Here is an 18,184-nt window from a genome sequence, read left to right as displayed (position 1 = left end):
CCCGGCCCCGAGCCTGGTCCGGTGCCGGCGCCGCCGCCTGGTCCGGTGCCGGGGCCACTGCGAACACGGACGTCCGAGGCCGGGGCCCGTCCGGGGCCGCTGCCGCTGGTTGCACGAGGTGATCGGGGAGTCATGCCTCACGACGGTAGGCACATCTGCCCGAACCCGCTGAGCAGCCTCAATTCCGGTGGACAACCGACCAGTTGTGGATAACTCGGCCACCCCTGAGGGTTACGTGCGAGTGACCGGCAGGACCGCCCGCCCCGGATCAGCGCGGCGAGACCACTGCCCCGAGCAGACCGGGTCCGGTGTGCGCACCGATCACCGCGCCCACCTCGCTCACATGCAGATCGACCAGCCCCGGCACCCGCTCACGCAGCCTCTCGGCGAGCCGCTCCGCCCGCTCGGGGGCCGCGAGGTGGTGCACGGCGATGTCCACTCGGCCGCTGCCCGCCCGTTCCGCGACGATCTCCTCCAGGCGCGCGATCGCCTTCGAGGCCGTCCGTACCTTCTCCAGCAGTTCGATACGGCCGCCGTCGAGCTGGAGCAGCGGCTTCACGGCGAGTGCCGACCCCAGCAGGGCCTGTGCGGCACCGATGCGGCCGCCACGGCGCAGGTAGTCCAACGTGTCGACGTAGAAGTACGCGCAGGTGCCCGCTGCCCGCTTCTCCGCGGCCGCGACCGCCTCGTCCAGGCTTCCGCCCGCCTCCGCCGTCTCCGCCGAGGCCAGGGCGCAGAATCCGAGGGCCATGGCGACCATCCCGGTGTCCACCACCCGTACCGGAATCGGCGCCTCCTTCGCCGCGAGCAGGGCGGCGTCGTACGTACCCGAGATCTCGGCCGAGAGGTGCAGCGAGACGATGCCGGTGGCCCCCGCCTCGGCCGCATCCCGGTACGCGGCGGCGAACACCTCGGGACTCGGCCGGGACGTGGTCACGGGACGACGCTTCTGGAGCGCCACGGCGAGGGAACGGGCCGAGATCTCGGTGCCGTCCTCCAGAGCCTGATCACCGAGGACGACGGTCAACGGCACCGCGGTGATGCCGTGCCGCTCCATCGTCTCGGGCGGCAGGTAGGCCGTGGAATCGGTGACGATCGCGACATGGCGGGACATGAGCGGGAGGTTACCTGGCGAGTCCGTGTCCCGGCAGTCCGACCCCGGCCGAATGATCTCTCCTGACCGCTTCGGACCGCATCCGGTCACCGGCGGTCATCGAACGTGTCAGTTCGTCGTCTCGGGCCGGGCCGTCTTCTGCCATGGGTATGCGGTCTGCCGTCGCGGGTCGGGAGCCGTGATCGCCCGCGCCGCATCATCGGCCGGCCCGCTCCCCTGCTCCGGCCGCCGGTCCTGCTCAGGCCGCGGTTCGTGCCCCGGCCGCTGGTCCTGACCCGGGCCCCGGCTCTGACCGCTCGCGTCGCCCTGCGGTCGGCCGCCCTGTCCCTGGACCGGTTCGTCCGTCTCCGCGGTCCAGTGCCGAAGCGCCCCCGCCTCCACGTCGATCTGTGCGTTCAGCGCGTCCAGCGAGTCGTCCGCGAACCGCCGCGCCCGGTCACGCGCGGCCCATCGCAGCGAATCCGCGGAGTGCGTGATCCGCTCCGTACGCTGCTTCAGGCTCGGCAGCATCGAGGCGACAGTCGCCCGGTCGGGCTCGCGTTCCAGTTTCTTCAGCTCGTCGTCCAGCTCACGGCCGTGCACGCTCAGCCGCTGGAACAGGCCCAGCGACTCCGAGAGCGAGGCGTCCTCGGCGACCCCTGCCCGCAATGCCTCCTGCGTGGCCCGCATGGATGTGCGCAGCGCCAGCCGGAGCTGCGCCAGCTCGCCGCCCACGCCCGTCTGCCCGTAGCTCTTCGCCCGCAGCGTGGTCTCCTCGACGGTGCGGCGCGCCTGGCTGATCGTTCGGTCCACACCGCGCTTCGCCGCGCCCACTGCCTTGACGCCCGCGTACACGCCCAGGGCCAAGAACGCGAAGAAGAGCAACCCCAGAATCAGGATCACGGAATCCATGAGCGCCCCTCGGATGTCGTTTCGGCTGCCGGTGCCGGCCCCTCCACCGTAAACGGAAAGGGCAGGCCGAGGGTTCCTTCGGAACCCCCAACCTGCCCGTAGGGGAATGCCCCCACCCCGTCGCGCGGGGCGCGGTCAGCGCCTCACGCGGGACGCCTCGTCATCACGCCGGGACGATGTTGACCAGCTTCGGCGCCCGCACGATCACCTTGCGGATGCCTGCGCCGTCCAGCGCCGCCACCACGGCCGGGTCGGCCAGGGCCAGCGCCTCCAGCTCCTCGTCCGTGATCGACGGGGAGATCTCCAGGCGCGCCTTGACCTTGCCCTTGACCTGCACGACGCAGGTCACGGTCTCGTCCACGACGTACGCCGGGTCGGCGACCGGGAAGTCCTGGTGCACGACCGAATCGGTGTGGCCCAGCCGGCGCCACAGCTCCTCGGCGATGTGCGGGGCCAGCGGCGCCACCAGCAGCACCAGCGACTCGGCGACGGACCGGGACAGCGGCCCGCCCGCCTTGGTCAGGTGGTTGTTCAGCTCTGTGACCTTGGCGATCGCCGTATTGAAGCGCATTCCAGCCATGTCCTGGCCGATCCCGTCGATCGCCTTGTGCAGCGCACGCAGCGTCTCCTCGCCCGGCTCCGTGTCCACGACGGTGACCTCACCGGTCTCCTCGTCGACGACATTGCGCCACAGGCGCTGCAGCAGCCGGTACTGGCCGACGACGGCGCGCGTGTCCCACGGCCGCGACACGTCCAGCGGGCCCATCGCCATCTCGTACAGGCGCAGCGTGTCCGCCCCGTACTCGGTGCAGATCTCGTCCGGCGTGACGGCGTTCTTCAGGGACTTGCCCATCTTGCCCAGGACGCGGCTGACCTTCTCGCCCTGGTAGTAGAACTGTCCGTCGCGCTCCTCGACCTCGGCCGCCGGGACCGCGATGCCGCGGCTGTCCCGGTAGACGAACGCCTGGATCATGCCCTGGTTGTACAGCTTGTGGAACGGCTCGACGGACGAGATGTGCCCCAGGTCGTGCAGCACCTTGGACCAGAAGCGGGCGTACAGCAGGTGCAGGACGGCGTGCTCGGCGCCACCGACGTACAGGTCGACACCGCCGGTCGGCTGCCCCTCGCGCGGACCCATCCAGTACTGCTCGATCGCCGGGTCGACCAGCTCGGTGTCGTTGTTCGGGTCCAGATAGCGCAGCTCGTACCAGCAGGAGCCCGCCCAGTTGGGCATGGTGTTGGTCTCGCGGCGGTACTTCTTCGGACCGTTGCCGTCGCCCAGGTCCAGGGTGACGTTGACCCAGTCGGCGTTCCGGGACAGCGGGGTCTCGGGCTGGGTGTCGGCGTCGTCGGGGTCGAAGGTGCGCGGCGAGTAGTCGTCGACCTCCGGCAGCTCCAGGGGCAGCATCGACTCGGGCAGCGGGTGGGCGATGCCGTCCTCGTCGTAGACGATCGGGAAGGGCTCGCCCCAGTAGCGCTGGCGGCTGAACAGCCAGTCACGCAGTCGGAAGTTGACGGTGCCCTCGCCGACGCCGTGTGCCGTCAGCCACTCGGTGATCTTCGCCTTGGCGTCGACGACACCCAGGCCGTCCAGCGAGATCTCGTCGTTGGCGGAGTTGACCAGCTTCGCCTCGTACGAGCCGAAGGCGTCCTCCCACGTCGAGGTGTCCGTGCCGCGGTCGTCCGACGGCTCGACGACACAGCGCATCGGCAGCTCGAAGGCGCGCGCGAAGGCGAAGTCGCGCGCGTCGTGCGCCGGTACGGCCATGATCGCGCCGGTGCCGTAGCCCATCAGGACGTAGTCGGCGATGAAGACGGGGACCTTCTCGCCGCTGACCGGGTTGGTGGCGTACGCACCGGTGAAGACACCGGTCTTGTCCTTGGCCTCGGCCTGCCGCTCCACGTCGGACTTGGCGGCGGCCAGCTTGCGGTAGGCGGCGACCGCCTCGGCCGGGGACGCGTATCCACCGGTCCACACCGCGTGGGTGCCCTCGGGCCAGGCGGCCGGAGTGATCTGTTCGACCAGCTCGTGCTCGGGCGCCAGCACCATGTAGGTGGCGCCGAACAGGGTGTCCTGGCGGGTGGTGAAGACGGTGATGCTGCCGGCGCCGTCGACCGGGAAGTCGACGCGCGCGCCTTCGGAGCGCCCGATCCAGTTGCGCTGCTGCAGCTTGATCGCCTCGGGCCAGTCCAGCCCGTCCAGGTCGTTCAGCAGCCGGTCGGCGTAGGCGGTGATGCGCATGTTCCACTGGCGCAGCTTGGCCTTGAAGACGGGGAAGTTGCCGCGCTCGGAGCGGCCGTCGGCCGTCACCTCTTCGTTGGCCAGGACGGTGCCCAGGCCGGGCGACCAGTTGACGGGCGCGTCGGAGGCGTACGCCAGGCGGTACTCGCCCAGGATGTCCGCGCGCTCGGTGGCGCTCAGCGCGCTCCAGTCACGGCCGTCCGGGGTGGGGCGTGCGCCGCTCTCGAACTGTGCGACCAGCTCGTCGATCGGGCGGGCGCGGTCGGCCTCGGTGTCGTACCAGGAGTTGAAGATCTGCAGGAAGATCCACTGGGTCCACTTGTAGTACTCCGACTCGATCGTGGCGAAAGAGCGGCGCTTGTCGTGGCCCAGGCCCAGCCGGCGCAGCTGGGCGGTCATGTTCTCGATGTTGGACTCGGTGGAGACCCGCGGGTGTGTGCCGGTCTGCACCGCGTACTGCTCCGCGGGCAGGCCGAAGGCGTCGAAGCCCAGGGTGTGCAGCACGTTGTGCCCGGTCATCCGCTGGTGGCGGGCGAAGACGTCGGTGGCGATGTAGCCCAGCGGGTGACCGACGTGCAGGCCCGCACCCGAGGGGTACGGGAACATGTCCATGATGAACTTCTTCGGCCTGGCAGCCAGCTCCGGATCGCCCGCCAGGTCACCGGTCGGGTTCGGCGCCTCGTACGTGCCCTCGGCGTCCCAGAAGTCCTGCCAGCGTGCCTCGATGTCGGCGGCCATCGCCGCCGTGTAGCGGTGCGGCGCAGCCGTCTCGGCTGCGGAAGTCGTCTCGCTCATGATCCTCAAAGCTCCATCGATCGTCATCTGCCGGCGCCCATGTCTACGGACACGCGTCTACGGAAACGAAAAATCCCCTCGCACAGGAGGGGACGCCGCGCCGATTCCGACCAGGCATTCTCACCGGTCGGGACTGATCAGCGCGGCTCGCTAAGCAGAAGGCGTACGGCACGCATGGCGTCAGGGTACCGCACGGGCCCGGAGCGGGGCCGGGCGCGACCGAACCGTGGACGGGACAGCGGGAGCGTACATGCGACGGAACTCCCGGTTCCGGCATCGATACACGCACACATGCGAGAAGCGGGCCACCCTGCGTGGGTGACCCGCTTCTCTTACTTCCCTGTGGAGCTAAGGAGAATTGAACTCCTGACCTCCTGCATGCCATGCAGGCGCTCTACCAACTGAGCTATAGCCCCGTGCTTTTTCCCGCCCGGTTTCCCTGGCGACATCGAGAACATTACCGGTGACCCCGCCAGTCCACCAAATCGATTCCCGACCGCTCCGATTTGACCGGTTCTGCGCCACCTGGGCCGAGGCCGGCGGCGGCATCGAAGGGGGTCAGGCCGTGGCGAAGGAGTAGAAGCGCTTGAGCGTGCAGTGCTCCTCCAGCAGCCGACCGTAGATCGGCTCCCCCTCCAGCTCCCGATAGGTCTCGATCGGGTCGCCCTTTATGATCAGCGCCCGAGCGCACTCCTCGCACCAGTACTGGTACTCCGGATTGATCGGGTCCATGTCCCTGACGATGGGCGTACCGCTGCCGCACCAGTCGCATTTCCGCCTGTGTGCACCCATGGGTCAGCTCCGGCTTTGGCCGCGGGCGGTGCATACGAAGAAGGTCCCGCCGTTCTCCGGGGCTGCGGAGAGACCAGTAACTGCGGGGAAACCGGGACCTGCGGGAAGACCGGGAACAAGGAGCAGGTCCGGGACCTCGTGGCGGCTCGCAGGCATCGCGCTCCCTCCCGATCGGTCCGTCGCCCCCTCCGGCGCTCCGATTCTGCCATGACCCCGCAAGAGGGGCAGCCCACCGGAGTTGCGGCCGCTCACCGACGCCGTACGAGACCCATCGCCGCACCTGCCGCGGCGGCCGTCGAGAGCGCGAGGGCGCATACCCACAACGCATGCCCCGACCCCTGCGCCCCTTGCGTATCAAGGCGGTTGAGATAGAGCGTGCCGAACGCGGCGACCCCGGTCAGCTGCCCCAACTGGGTGACCGTCACCAGTACGCCGCTCGCATCGGCCGCGTCCTTGGGACTTACGTCCGCCAGCGCCCTCGTGAGGGTGGGGCTGAAGCCCAGCGCCAGGCCGGTGCCCATCGCCGCGAAGGCCGCGTACAGCGCGGGCCCGCCGTCGCCGCCACCACGCATCAGCAGCCCGACGGCCACGGAGGCGGCGGCCACGAGCACGAACCCGGCGGGCACCAGGGCCCCTTGGAGACCGGCGGGCCAACGCCGCCAGGTCAGTCCGGTCACACCGAATACCAGCGCGGTCGGTGCGAACATCAGCCCCGCGCGCAGCGGCGAGTAGCCCAGACCCCCCTGGACATGCAGTGTCATGGCGAAAAGGAAGCCCGCGTTGATCGCCATCACCAGGAGAATGCGCAGCGCCGCTCGGGCGATACCGGGAACACGCAGCACCCTGGGTGCGATCAGGGGCGCACCACCGCGCGCGGCCAGCCGTGACTCGTACCCGACGAAAGCGGCGAAGAGCCCCACGGAGGCGGCCAGGCAGACCTGGGACCAGGCCGGCCAGTCCAGCTCCTGCCCGAGCACCAGGGGGACGGTGAGCAGCGTGACGGCGGCGGCGAGCAGTACCAGCCCCGGCAGATCGAGGCCGCGGGCCCGTGCCTGGACCCTGCCGGGCGCGGTGCGCGGTTCGCGCGGCAGCACACGGATGCCGAGCACCAGCAGCACGAGCCCGATCGGCACGTTGACCAGGAAGACCGGCCGCCAGCCCGCGCCGAACAGATCGGCGCTGACCAGAACCCCGCCGACCACCTGCCCGGCGGCCGCCCCGGTGGCGAGCACCGCGCTGTAGGCGCCGAGCGCCCGGATCCGGGCCTCGCCGGTGAAGTGGCGCTGGATGAGGCTGAGCACCTGCGGAATCATCACCGCGGCGCCCGCGCCCTGCACCAGCCGGAAGGCGATCAGCTGCCCGGTTCCCGCGGCGAGTCCGCAGGCGAGCGAGGCCGCGGTGAAGACACCGAGCCCGGCCAGATGGGCCCGGCCGTGCCCGATCAGGTCGCCGAGCCTGGCGCCGGTGATGAGCAGAACGGCGTACGTGATGGTGTAGCCGGCCACGATGAGCTGCAACCCGGCTCCGGAGGCGCCGAGTTCGCTGCGGATCGTCGGGGCGGCGACGTTGACGATGAAGATGTCGAGCAGTGCCATGAACTGGGCCGCGAGCACCAGGGCGAGCACTCGCCCGGAGCGGTTGTCAGTGGCGGGGTCTTTACTGGTTACGGAATGTGGAGTTGCCTCGGATGCCGTCGTCATGACATCGAGCCTGGCCCCGGCCGAATACGGGTAACGAGAGCCCGCTGATGCTGGTACCGACAGCACCTGGCAACTCCCCTGCGGGTCACCGAACATGGGGGTGTGGCAGCGGTGACGACACATCAGGCGGCGGACCGGCTGGGAGATCGGGCAACGCCTCGGACAACGCCTCGGGCGACACCTCAGTCGTCGCCTCAGCCGGCGCCTCCGGCAGGCCGGCACCGGCGGCGTCCGGAGCTCGCGGCGTTCCTGCGCAATCGCCGGGCGCGGGTGACACCCGCCGATGTGGGCATGGCACCCGGGCTGCGCCGCCGCACCCCGGGTCTGCGCCGCGAGGAGGTCGCGCAGCTCTCCGGCGTCGGCGTCACCTGGTACACCTGGCTGGAGCAGGGCCGTCCCATCAACGCGTCACCGCAGGTGCTGGACGCCGTGGCGCGCACGCTCCGGCTGGACGCATCGGAGCGCGAACACCTGTACCACCTGGCGGAGGTGGCCTACGCGCCCGGCAGGCAGTCCGACGTCATCGAGGTGGGGCCGGAGATCCAGGGCATCATCGACGCGCTCGATCCGCATCCCGCCGTGGTCTACAACGCGAGATACGACATCCTGGCCACCAACCCCGCCTATCGCGACCTGTTCGCCGTCCCCGCGATCACGGGAACGGGGATACGCAACGTGCTGTGGACGTTGTTCACGGTGTCCGAGGATGCCTGTCCCGTCGTCCACCGGGCGCAGGAGCTGCCGATCATGGTGGCCACGCTGCGGGGTGCGTACGGGCGCCATACGGGCGAGCCCGCCTGGGAGTCGTTCGTCGAACGGCTCTCGGCCGCCAGCCCGTACTTCGCCGAGTTGTGGCGCAGCGGGGACGTCGCCCCGCCGGGGCCGCGGGTGAAGAGCTTCCGGCACTGGGCGGTGGCCGGGGACATACGGATGACCTCGGTGTCGCTGTCCATCAACGGCCTGCCGGAGTGCCGGATCGTGGCGTACACACCGGCGGACGAGGAGAGCAGGGAGCGGGTCGCCGCGTTGCGGCGGCGCCGGGAGAGCTGAAGGGCGGCAGGGCTGCAAGGCGGCATGCAAAGATCCCGCCCCCTGCTGGGGACGGGATCCTGATTGTGGAGCTAAGGAGAATTGAACTCCTGACCTCCTGCATGCCATGCAGGCGCTCTACCAACTGAGCTATAGCCCCGCTGTTCGCTGTGTTTCTCTGCGTTTCCGCGCTGCGAACAAGAAGAACTTTAGCCTGTGACCTGCCGGAAAGTGAAATCCGGCCGGTGCCGGGGTCGGGACGGCCTCAGGTGTCGTCGCCGAGCACCGGCTCGGGCAGCGTGCCGGCGTTGTGCTCCAGCAGGCGCCAGCCTCGCGCACCCTCGCCCAGCACCGACCAGCAGCAGTTGGAGAGCCCGCCGAGCCCTTCCCAGTGGTGCGCCTCCAGGCCCAGCAGCCGGCCGATGGTGGTGCGGATGGTGCCGCCGTGGCTGACCACGACGAGCGTCCCGTTCTCGGGCAGCTTGTCGGCATGTCCGAGCACCACCGGGGCGGCCCGGTCGGCGACCTCGGTCTCCAGTTCGCCGCCGCCGCGACGCACGGGCTCGCCCCGCTTCCAGGCGGCGTACTGCTCGCCGTACTGCCCGACGATCTCCTCGTGGGTGAGGCCCTGCCAGGAACCCGCGTAGGTCTCTCGCAGTCCCTCGTCGCGTGCGACTTCGAGGCCGGTGATCGCGGCGAGCTCGGCGGCGGTGGCCGCCGCCCGCTGCAGATCGGAGGCGACGATCGCATCCGGCTTCAGCGAGGCCAGCAGCCGGGCGGCCCGCTGGGCCTGCCCGACTCCGGCGTCGGTGAGTGCGATGTCCGTGGAACCCTGGAACCTGCGCTCCAGGTTCCAGGCCGTCTGGCCGTGACGCCAGAGGACGATCCTGCGGCCCCTGCCGCTTCCGCCGCTTTTCAGCTCTGCTCACCTTCCGTGCTGCCGGTGAGCCGGGCGTGCTCCTCGGCCTTCCCGCGGGTCTTGACGGCGTCCTCGGGAAGCGCGATCTCGGGGCAGTCCTTCCAGAGGCGCTCCAGCGCGTAGAAGACCCGCTCCTCGCTGTGCTGGACGTGGATGACGATGTCGACGTAGTCGAGGAGGATCCAGCGCGCGTCGCGGTCGCCCTCGCGGCGCACCGGCTTGGCGCCGAGCTCCTTCTGGAGCCGCTCCTCGATCTCGTCGACGATCGACTTGACCTGGCGGTCGTTGGGGGCCGAGGCCAGGAGGAAGGCGTCCGTGATCGACAGCACGTCGCTGACGTCGTACGCGATGATGTCGTGCGCGAGCCGGTCGGCGGCCGCCTGAGCGGCGGCGTTGATGAGCTCGATGGAGCGGTCCGTGGCGGTCACAAGCAGGCTTTCGTCGGCGGTCAGAGAGACCTCTAGGGTCTCACGGACCGCCGACAGCCCACGCAGCGATTGTCCGAAGATCGAATCGACATCATCCGGGCGGCCGGACGCGGGTCATTTGATCTTGTAGTCCTGGCCGAGCAGGACGGACACGTCCGCGTTCGCGGCGGGCTTGCCCTGCTTCACCGCGCCCGTCGGCAGGCCCAGGGTCTTGGCGACCTGCGTCGCCTTCTCCTTGTCCGCCGCGGTCCTGTAGACGACCTCGGACAGTGCCACGGTCTCCGCCGTTCCGCCTCCGACGAAGGTGTAGCCGCCATTGACCAGCTTGACCTGCGCGGATCCCGTGCCGTCCTGGTCCCCGGTGGCGTTCTTGAGGCCGACCCGCACCGGTGCGTCCGCACCGGCGCCCGGGGCCTTGACCGAACCGCCCAGGATGTCCTTGACGACGTTCTCGGTGGCCGCGTCGGTCAGTGATCCGTCGGCCTGCACCGGCAGCACCGCCGTCTTGTAGTCGCCGACCTTGGCGTGCTGGGCGAGCTTCGCCAGCGAGGCTCCCAGGTCCTTCTCGGGAAGCGAGGGGTCGAGGATCTGCGCCAGCGTCTGCACGGTGACCGTGGCGGCCTTCGGGTCGTCCGACACCTTCCGCAGCACGCCGCGCATGACCTCCCCGAACCGCGTGAGCTGCTTCGTCTCGGCCTCGCCCGGCCCGCGGTAGGTGGCGTACGCGACGGCCATCCGGCCGCTCAGGGTCTGTGCCTCGCCCTTCTTCACCAGGGGGGAGGCGCCCTTCTTCTCGTCCGGCACATCGGTGTCGGTGTCGACCTCGATGTTGCCGACCAGATCGACAAGGGTCTCCAGGTACGGAGTGTCGAGCCGCCAGGTGCCGCTGATGTCGGTGCCGAGCAGGTTGCCGATGGATTCGCGGGTGCCGGTGGTGCCGTCGTCCTTGACGGACTTGCCGAGGGTGGTCGCCACGCCGTCCTCGTCGGCGACCGCGAGCGAGTTGGGGAGCAGGACCGTGGTGCCCTGTTTGGTCGTCACATTGTCGACGAGCAGCGCCGTGGAGGTGCCGCCCTTCTTGGTGTTGTGCAGATGGACCACGATGACGTCCCGCTTCTGCGGGCCCGTCGATGCCGTGCTGTCCTTGTCCGAGCCGGACAGGCCCGGGATCATTCCGGCGGACCAGAGGTAGCCGACACCGCCGACCACCACCAGGGCCACCACGACTATGAGCGCGACCATGCGGTTGCGGCCGCGACGCCGTGCCTCCTCGCGCCGCTCGCTGCGGCTCTCGGTGAACTTCAGCCAGTCGATGACGTCTTCGGAGTCCTCGTCGGGCTCCTCGATGAAGGAGAACTGCTCGGTGCGGTAGTCGCGGTCGCCACGGCGCTGCCCGGGGACGGCCGCGTCCGGCTCCGCGCCGGGCTCGGGTCCGGGTTCCGGCGGGGTCGGAGCGGCAGGTGCGGGCGGGGCGGGCTGCGGGGCTGCCTGCTGCGGGATGTTCCACTGCTGGGTCGTGTCGACCGCGGCGGGCTGCCGGCCCGTGTCGTAGCCGTAGCCGTCATAGCCGCCGTACGCCTGCTGCTGAGGCTCGTGGGGCTGTTGGGGCTGCTGCGGCTGGGACGCATAGGGGTCGTACCCCTGCGGCTGCACATGCTGCTGAGGCTGCTGCGGCTGGGCATACGGGTCGTATCCGTACCCCTGGCCCCCCTGCTGAGGCTGCTGTGGCTGCTGGTTCTGCTGCGGCTGGGACGCATACGGGTCGTACGGCTGCTGCTGGACGTGCTGCGGCTGCTGGTACACCGGCTGCCCGTACTCGTCGTAGCCGATGATCTGCGGCTGCTGGTAGTACGGGTCGTAAGCGTTCTGTCGGTCGTTCACCGGTGCCCCTCTGCGTCGCTCATTCGCCGCGGTACAGCTGGCGCTTGTCGATGTAGCGGACCACGCCGTCCGGCACCAAGTACCAGACCGGATCCCCCTGCGCGACCCTCTCACGGCAGTCCGTGGACGAGATAGCGAGCGCGGGAACCTCCACGAGGGAGACCCCGCCCTCCGGCAGTCCGGCGTCCGTGAGCACATGCCCCGGCCGCGTCACGCCGATGAAGTGGGAGAGCGAGAACAGTTCGTCCGCGTCCCGCCAGGTGAGGATCTGGGAGAGCGCGTCGGCACCGGTGATGAAGAAGAGGTCCGCGTCGCCGTGGATCGCGCGCAGGTCCCGCAGGGTATCGATGGTGTACGTGGGCCCGCTGCGGTCGATGTCGCTCCGGCTGACCGAGAACTGCGGGTTGGACGCTGTCGCGATGACCGTCATCAGATAACGGTCCTCGGCCGGGGAGACATGCTTGTGGCTCTTCTGCCACGGCTGCCCGGTCGGAACGAAGATCACCTCGTCGAGGTGGAACTGGGCGGCCACTTCGCTGGCCGCCACCAGGTGTCCATGATGGATCGGGTCAAACGTCCCGCCCATTACGCCGAGTCGGCGCTTTCCGCGGCCGGTAGGCACTTCCTGCTCTCCCATGCGTGCAGAGCCTACTGGCACAGCTGTACGCCTTCGTCTCAGCGGTCGCGGTTGAAGCGAGTGGTGATCCACAGCAGGAGCAGCAGCGCGATGAACGCACCGCCCCCGGTCACGTACGGGCTGAGGCTTTCGTGGTTGCCACCGTGCTCGCCGCCTTCGGAGGCGAGAGTGACCAGCTGGTGTGCGGTGCTCGTGAGGCTCATCTTCGGCAGGACCTATCGATCGGGAGTCGGAAGGAAGACGTCGCGCACATCGTATGCGGGCGCCCCGGGCACGCTCACGCCGACTCAGTCGTTGTTGTCGTCGTTGCGGTATCCGCGGAGCAGGAACCAGCCGAGCAGCCCGGCTCCGACGAGCGAGACGAGCAGCACGATACGAAGCGTGTTGCCGGGCCCCTGGGCCCCGGATGCGGCGGCGAGCAGAGCAACGGTGTGCGGCATGTCGGGCGTCTCCTCAGTTATCCACAGCCCCCCGCACACCGTAGCCCCAGGACCTACGCTGGGATTTGTCAGGGGGCGAGTGACATCTCGTACGAACAGGGGGCCCATTCATGACCGAACACAGCAGCGAGAGCCACAAGAACGTGCCGAGCAGGCAGCGCAGGCGTTTCGCAGGGATCTCGTCCCGGGCCTACGAACACCCGGCGGACCGCTCGGCCCTGGTGGCCCTGCGCAAGCTGAGCGGTTTCGACACCGTGTTCAAGACACTGAGCGGCCTGCTGCCCGAGCGCAGTCTGCGACTGCTCTTCCTCTCCGACTCCGTCCGGGTGAGCGACGCGCAGTTCGCCCATCTCAACGACATGCTTCGCGATGCCTGTTACATCCTGGACCTGGAGAAGGTCCCGCCGATGTACGTCAATCAGGACCCGCAGCCCAATGCCATGTGCATCGGTCTCGACGAGCCGATCATCGTGGTGACGACGGGGCTGGTGGAGCTGCTCGACGAGGAGGAGATGCGGGCCGTCATCGGCCACGAGGTGGGGCACGCCCTCTCGGGCCACGCGGTGTACCGCACGATCCTTCTGTTCCTCACCAATATCGCACTGAAGGTCGCCTGGATCCCGCTCGGCAACGTCGCGATCATGGCGATCGTGACGGCGCTGCGCGAGTGGTTCCGCAAGTCCGAGCTCTCGGCCGACCGGGCCGGGCTGCTCGTCGGCCAGGATCTGCAGGCGTCGATGCGCGGCCTTATGAAGATCGCGGGCGGCAACCACCTGCACGAGATGAACGTGGACGCCTTCCTCGCCCAGGCCGACGAGTACGAGAAGGGCGGCGATCTGCGGGACTCCGTACTCAAGATCCTCAACCTGCTCCCCCGCTCGCACCCGTTCACCACGGTGCGCGCCGCCGAGCTGAAGAAGTGGTCCGAGACCCGCGACTACCAGCGGATCATGGACGGTCACTACCCGCGGCGCGACGAGGACAAGGACACCTCGGTGACCGACTCCTTCCGGGAGTCCGCGGCCCACTACGCGGACACGGTGCGCACCAGCAAGGATCCCCTGATGAAGCTGGTCGGCGACATAGCGGGCGGCGCCGGGGACCTGGGCGGCAAGCTCCGCGACAAGTTCACCGGCCAGGGCGGCAGCTCAGCGGGCAAGGGCGGTGCTAAGGACGGCTCCGCGGACTCTGCGAGGCGGGAAGAGCCGCAGAACCCTGATGGGCCGGGGACTGAGCCGGGGTCTGCGGGGAGCTGACCGCCAGGGTCCCGCAGAGCGCCGCCGTGGGCCGGCCCGTCGCGTACGGGTCGGTGCCCGCGGGGCCGCGAAGGACGGCGCGCTGCCCGGCGAGCAGTGGGCGCAGCGCACCGGTGGTGTCCGCCGGGCACGACTGCGGTCCGGCCTGGACGTAGCTGGTGCGCAGCTCCAGCCGGTGCAGCCGCAGGTCCTCCCGGTCGAAGCGGAAGTGCAGCTCGCGCCGTACGGTGAAGAGCGAGGCGCCGCCCGCCGGTTGGGGCCCCGCGACGGCCGGGCGGAGCGTGTAAGTGAAGGTGTGGTCCGACACCACCTCCAGGGTGTCGGACCCCTCCTCGGTGTAGCTCAGAGTGCCCCGGACCCGGATGTCCGGACCGGCCAGGGCCACCTTCGCCGGGTCGAACCGCACCAGCCAGCCGGTCGCGGCATGCTGACCATCGTCCCGCGGGTGGTTCATGCTGCGCTCGAACTGGGCCGTCTGATCCGGGTCGAGCAGCATTTCCACCGGGCGCGCAGCGGCGCCGGTGAGCACGTCGGGGTCGAGCGAGGAGGCCACCAGGTAGTCCTTGACCGTGGTCAGGGCCGTCGCCACCTGGCTGTCCGTGAAATTGTCGGTCCGCCTGATCGCCGGCAGATTGATGCCGTCGGCACCTGTTCCGGAGTGGGCGGCGGGGCTCCGGGCCAGGAGGGCGGCAGCGGTTCCGCCCGGTACGACGCCCTGCGGCGCCAGGGGCACGACGGTCGACCTCAGCGGCTCGGCCCGTCTGCCGATGGGCGCCTCGTAGGGGTGGCGGAGGCCCATGTACACGGCCATTCCGAAGGCCAGGGCGATCAGGAGGACCAGGGCGATGGCGGCTCGGGGCCCGTTGCGCAGGCGCCTGGCCGGCAGACTGCGTACGGCGGGGGCGTGGTCCTCCATGCGCTCCTGGGCGGAGAATTCCCGCAGCCGGGCAGCGCGCACGAACGACTCGTCGAAGACGAGTGACCGGTACTCGTCCTCACCACCGCCCGTCGGACTCTCGGGCGGCCCTTCCGGTGGTTCTCCGCGACCTGCCATGACTTCTCCCGACTCCACGTCATCGACCGGGGCCGAAACGCTTCGCTCCGTCTCGGCCGAACGGCTTCGACAGGGCCTGCCCGTCATGAGTTCGTATGACGTCGCACGACTGCGCATGTACGGACGAGTGAGAAGCCCCCTCGGAGAGAGGGGTCACACCTTCAGGGTAGGTCGATTACGGCCGCGATAAACGCCGAGCCGCGAGCGAACCATGGGAGAAACGGAGAAACGGCCGACACGCTTGCCGAACGCCGCCGACGCGGTGCCTGCCCGCCGCCGGACCGTGCCCCGGTCGGCGCGTGCCTCAGTCCGTGCGCGGGATCGCGGACACCGTGGGGCGCAGAAAGCCCGTGGGCGCCGATGGGGTGGCGTCGGGGGCGGAACTCGGCGCGCTGTCCACGCCGGTCGTGGCGGGCGGCGGGGCGGGGTCCTGACGGCTGCCCGAGGTGTTCCGGTAGACGGCGCTGAAGGCCAGCGCGACCATTCCGATGCCCATCAGCACGGCGAGCAGCCAGGCCACCGGCCGGTGCCAGCGCGCCGCACCCCGGTAGGGCCGCAGAACGCCGCCGTGGCGCCCGTAGGGCCCACCACTGCCGTAGGCGTCATCGGGGTCCAGTGGGTCGTCGTAGGCGCCCTCGCGGCTGTACGCGCCGGGGCCGTACCTCTCGTCGTAGAGCTCGTCGTCCAGGGGGCCGCCGCCCGCCCGTGCCCGGGAAGCCTCGGCCTCGGCGCGCGCCTGGGCGGCCGCCAGCAGCCGCTCCACAGCGGTCGGCTCATGGATCGCGGCGGCCCGTACGAAGTCCTCGTCGAACACCACGGAGGCGAAGTCCTCGTCCGCGCCCCCGCGGTCGTCGTCGGGCTCCCAGCCGTCCGGGAACGGCCTGCCCCCCACGTCGTCCGGCACGGCTCCAGACTAGCCCCGCCGGGACGTTCTGGGCAGGGAGCCCGCAACATTCACCGGCCCCGTGACGGCCGCTGAAGGTCGCCGAAGGCCGATGAATGCCACCGCAGGGTCACCGTACGTGGCCGTCGCCCGTGACGATGTACTTCGTCGAGGTGAGTTCCGGCAGGCCCATCGGGCCCCTGGCGTGCAGTTTCTGCGTGGAGATGCCGATCTCCGCGCCGAAGCCGAACTGACCGCCGTCGGTGAAGCGGGTGGACGCGTTCACGGCCACCGTCGTGGAGTCCACCAGTTGGGTGAAGCGGCGGGCCGCGGCCTGGGAGGTGGTCACGATCGCCTCGGTGTGTCCGGAGGACCAGAGCCGGATGTGCGCGACGGCCGCGTCCAGCGAGTCCACGACGGCCGCGGCGATGTCGTAGGAGAGGTACTCGGTCTCCCAGTCCTCCGGCGTCGCCTCGACCACGGTGGCCTTGGACCCCTCGGCGTGTTCGAGCACCCGCTCGTCGCCGTGGACGGTCACGCCCGCCTCGGCCAGTGCGTCCAGGGCGCGCGGCAGGAACTGCGCGGCGACGTCCTTGTGGACCAGCAGCGTCTCGGCGGCGTTGCAGACGCTCGGACGCTGCGCCTTGGAGTTGATCAGGATGTCCACGGCCATGTCGAGATCGGTCTGCGCGTCCACGTAGACATGGCAGTTGCCGGTGCCGGTCTCGATGACCGGCACGGTGGATTCCTCGACCACCGTGCGGATCAGCGAGGCGCCGCCGCGCGGGATGAGGACGTCGACCAGGCCGCGGGCCCGCATCAGCTCCCGTACCGAGTCACGGCTCTCGCCCGGGACCAGCTGCACCGCGTCGGCCGGGAGGCCGGAGCCGCCGACCGCGTCGCGCAGCACCCGTACCAGTGCGACATTGGAGGAGTACGCGGAGGACGAGCCGCGCAGCAGGACGGCGTTGCCGGACTTCAGGCAGAGGGCCGCGGCGTCGACCGTCACGTTGGGCCGGGCCTCGTAGATGATCCCGACCACGCCGAGCGGCACCCGGACCTGTCGCAGGTCGATGCCGTTGGGCAGGGTCGAGCCGCGGACGACCTCGCCCACCGGGTCGGGCAGTGCCGCCACGTCCCGCACATCGGCGGCGATGGCGCGGATCCGATCCGGGGTGAGGGTGAGCCGGTCGATGATCGACTCGCTGGTCCCGGCCTCCCGGGCGCGGGCGACGTCCTCGGCGTTGGCCGTGACGATCTCGCCCGTCCGCACCTCCAGCGCGTCCGCGATCGCCAGCAGTGCGTCGTCCTTGGCCGCGCGCGGCAGCGGCGCGATGTCCGCCGCGGCGGAGCGTGCCCGGTAGGCGGCCTGGGCGACCGGGGACATGTTGTCGTACGGCGAGAGCGTGGTCATGCCCGCAGGGTAGTGCGCACACTGCGGGCATCCGTCACTTATCCCGTGATGCGAGACAGCCACGGCCGGGACAACCGTTTTGGCAGCGGGCGCAGGGTCAGTACGGGTGCACTCCGACCGGAGCGGCCGGGGGCGGCCCGTACCCCTCCGCGACGCGCTGGTGGTACGTCTCGCGGTCGATGACCTCAAGGCCGACGATCTCCCACGGAGGGAGCCTGGCCGTGGAGCGGTGTTCGCCCCACAGCCGCAGCGCGACGGCCGCCGCGTCGTGCAGATCGCGGGCCTCTTCCCAGTAGCGGATCTCCGCGTGGTCGGCGGCGTACCGGCTGGTCAGCAGGAAGGGATGGTCGTGCGCGAGCTGTTCGAGTCCGCGTCTGATCTCCGACAGAGGAGTGGCGGCTCCCGAGACGCTGAGCGTGATGTGCCACAGCCTCGACGGGGTGCGTTCCTCCTTCACCACCGTCTGCTCGGACCCGATGGTCCGATCGTCCCCTCGCTCCTTGGTCCGGCTCCCGTCGAAGCCGGCACCTGCTCCGACGCTGGTCAGGGCCCTGCCACCCGTTCCTCGGGGCGGCGCCCCCGGGCGCGCTCGTCTCACCGGCGGCCTCCTGTGAATGCGTTTGCTGTGCTGTACCCCGCTGTTTCCCCGTTACAAAGTTGACCAGCCCGCGGCCGGGGATGGGGCGGTTTTCGTGAAGGTCCCTGCCCC

At 70.0% G+C, this 18,184-nt stretch carries 17 protein-coding genes and 2 tRNA genes; 2 read left to right on the top strand and 17 right to left on the bottom strand.

All coding sequences use genetic code 11. The features are described 5' to 3' along the window. Positions 1-268: 268 nt before the first annotated feature. The 6 genes from ACFYY7_RS01435 to ACFYY7_RS01410 all read right to left on the bottom strand — a co-directional run bounded on the left by ACFYY7_RS01435 (position 269) and on the right by ACFYY7_RS01410 (position 7,534). Positions 269-1,114 (bottom strand): DegV family protein, encoded by an 846-nt coding sequence (locus tag ACFYY7_RS01435; protein ID WP_388655644.1) that lies wholly within the window; start codon positions 1,112-1,114, stop codon positions 269-271. Positions 1,115-1,222: 108 nt separating this feature from the next. After that, complete coding sequence (locus tag ACFYY7_RS01430; protein ID WP_388655642.1) at positions 1,223-2,005, bottom strand: hypothetical protein; 783 nt, start codon at positions 2,003-2,005, stop codon at positions 1,223-1,225. Between the two features lie 163 nt (positions 2,006-2,168). Further along, positions 2,169-5,042: a leucine--tRNA ligase gene (gene leuS, locus ACFYY7_RS01425; RefSeq protein ID WP_388655641.1), complete on the bottom strand. Its 2,874-nt coding sequence runs from the start codon at positions 5,040-5,042 to the stop codon at positions 2,169-2,171. 343 nt (positions 5,043-5,385) lie between these two features. After that, positions 5,386-5,458 (bottom strand) — tRNA-Ala (locus ACFYY7_RS01420). A 142-nt stretch (positions 5,459-5,600) separates the two neighbouring features. Continuing rightward, entirely contained in the window at positions 5,601-5,834 is a 234-nt protein-coding gene (locus tag ACFYY7_RS01415) for a hypothetical protein (protein WP_015608461.1), read from the bottom strand. A gap of 248 nt (positions 5,835-6,082) precedes the next feature. Further along, complete coding sequence (locus ACFYY7_RS01410) at positions 6,083-7,534, bottom strand: MFS transporter (RefSeq protein WP_388655639.1); 1,452 nt, start codon at positions 7,532-7,534, stop codon at positions 6,083-6,085. Between the two features lie 270 nt (positions 7,535-7,804). Between ACFYY7_RS01410 and ACFYY7_RS01405 the strand changes: the two genes are divergently transcribed. Then, complete coding sequence (locus tag ACFYY7_RS01405) at positions 7,805-8,584, top strand: helix-turn-helix transcriptional regulator (RefSeq protein WP_388655637.1); 780 nt, start codon at positions 7,805-7,807, stop codon at positions 8,582-8,584. A gap of 66 nt (positions 8,585-8,650) precedes the next feature. On the opposite strand, the gene ACFYY7_RS01400 is transcribed toward ACFYY7_RS01405, so the two are convergent. The 7 genes from ACFYY7_RS01400 to ACFYY7_RS01370 form a co-directional block, all read right to left on the bottom strand. Further along, positions 8,651-8,723 (bottom strand) — tRNA-Ala (locus ACFYY7_RS01400). Positions 8,724-8,828: 105 nt separating this feature from the next. Beyond that, positions 8,829-9,482 (bottom strand): histidine phosphatase family protein, encoded by a 654-nt coding sequence (locus ACFYY7_RS01395; RefSeq protein WP_388657068.1) that lies wholly within the window; start codon positions 9,480-9,482, stop codon positions 8,829-8,831. Further along, the gene (gene rsfS, locus ACFYY7_RS01390; protein WP_124717755.1) at positions 9,479-9,910 is read right to left on the bottom strand and encodes a ribosome silencing factor; all 432 of its coding nucleotides are present in this window, start codon (positions 9,908-9,910) and stop codon (positions 9,479-9,481) included. The genes ACFYY7_RS01395 and rsfS overlap by 4 nt, the downstream gene beginning before the upstream one ends. Positions 9,911-10,024: 114 nt before the next feature. Then, positions 10,025-11,791 carry an LCP family protein gene (locus ACFYY7_RS01385; RefSeq protein WP_388655635.1) on the bottom strand — a complete coding sequence of 589 codons (1,767 nt, stop codon included), beginning with the start codon at positions 11,789-11,791 and terminating at the stop codon, positions 10,025-10,027. A gap of 19 nt (positions 11,792-11,810) precedes the next feature. Then, positions 11,811-12,428: a nicotinate-nucleotide adenylyltransferase gene (gene nadD / locus ACFYY7_RS01380; RefSeq protein ID WP_124717753.1), complete on the bottom strand. Its 618-nt coding sequence runs from the start codon at positions 12,426-12,428 to the stop codon at positions 11,811-11,813. A gap of 38 nt (positions 12,429-12,466) precedes the next feature. Next, on the bottom strand, positions 12,467-12,631 hold the full coding sequence (locus tag ACFYY7_RS01375) for a hypothetical protein (protein WP_164495212.1): 165 nt from the start codon (positions 12,629-12,631) through the stop codon (positions 12,467-12,469). A gap of 84 nt (positions 12,632-12,715) precedes the next feature. After that, entirely contained in the window at positions 12,716-12,868 is a 153-nt protein-coding gene (locus ACFYY7_RS01370) for a hypothetical protein (RefSeq protein ID WP_266733089.1), read from the bottom strand. Positions 12,869-12,978: 110 nt separating this feature from the next. On the opposite strand from ACFYY7_RS01370, the gene ACFYY7_RS01365 reads away from it, so the two are divergent. Next, a complete protein-coding gene (locus ACFYY7_RS01365; RefSeq protein WP_388655633.1) occupies positions 12,979-14,124 on the top strand; it encodes a M48 family metallopeptidase in 1,146 nt (381 codons plus the stop codon). Here the strand turns inward: ACFYY7_RS01365 and ACFYY7_RS01360 are convergent. The 4 genes from ACFYY7_RS01360 to ACFYY7_RS01345 form a co-directional block, all read right to left on the bottom strand. After that, positions 14,036-15,178, bottom strand: coding sequence for a hypothetical protein (locus tag ACFYY7_RS01360; RefSeq protein ID WP_388655631.1), 1,143 nt, complete (start codon positions 15,176-15,178; stop codon positions 14,036-14,038). The two genes, ACFYY7_RS01365 and ACFYY7_RS01360, sit on opposite strands and share 89 nt — an antisense overlap. A gap of 304 nt (positions 15,179-15,482) precedes the next feature. Next, positions 15,483-16,082, bottom strand: a complete 600-nt coding sequence (locus ACFYY7_RS01355; protein ID WP_388655630.1) for a hypothetical protein — start codon at positions 16,080-16,082, stop codon at positions 15,483-15,485. Positions 16,083-16,191: 109 nt separating this feature from the next. Beyond that, a complete protein-coding gene (locus ACFYY7_RS01350) occupies positions 16,192-17,475 on the bottom strand; it encodes a glutamate-5-semialdehyde dehydrogenase (protein ID WP_388655628.1) in 1,284 nt (427 codons plus the stop codon). A gap of 97 nt (positions 17,476-17,572) precedes the next feature. Further along, positions 17,573-18,073, bottom strand: coding sequence for a hypothetical protein (locus tag ACFYY7_RS01345; protein ID WP_388655627.1), 501 nt, complete (start codon positions 18,071-18,073; stop codon positions 17,573-17,575). Between the last annotated feature and the right edge of the window lie 111 nt (positions 18,074-18,184).

The sequence above is a fragment of the Streptomyces sp. NPDC001933 genome (assembly GCF_042890955.1).
Classification (GTDB): domain Bacteria; phylum Actinomycetota; class Actinomycetes; order Streptomycetales; family Streptomycetaceae; genus Streptomyces.
This window is presented reverse-complemented; position numbering and strand designations above follow the sequence as displayed.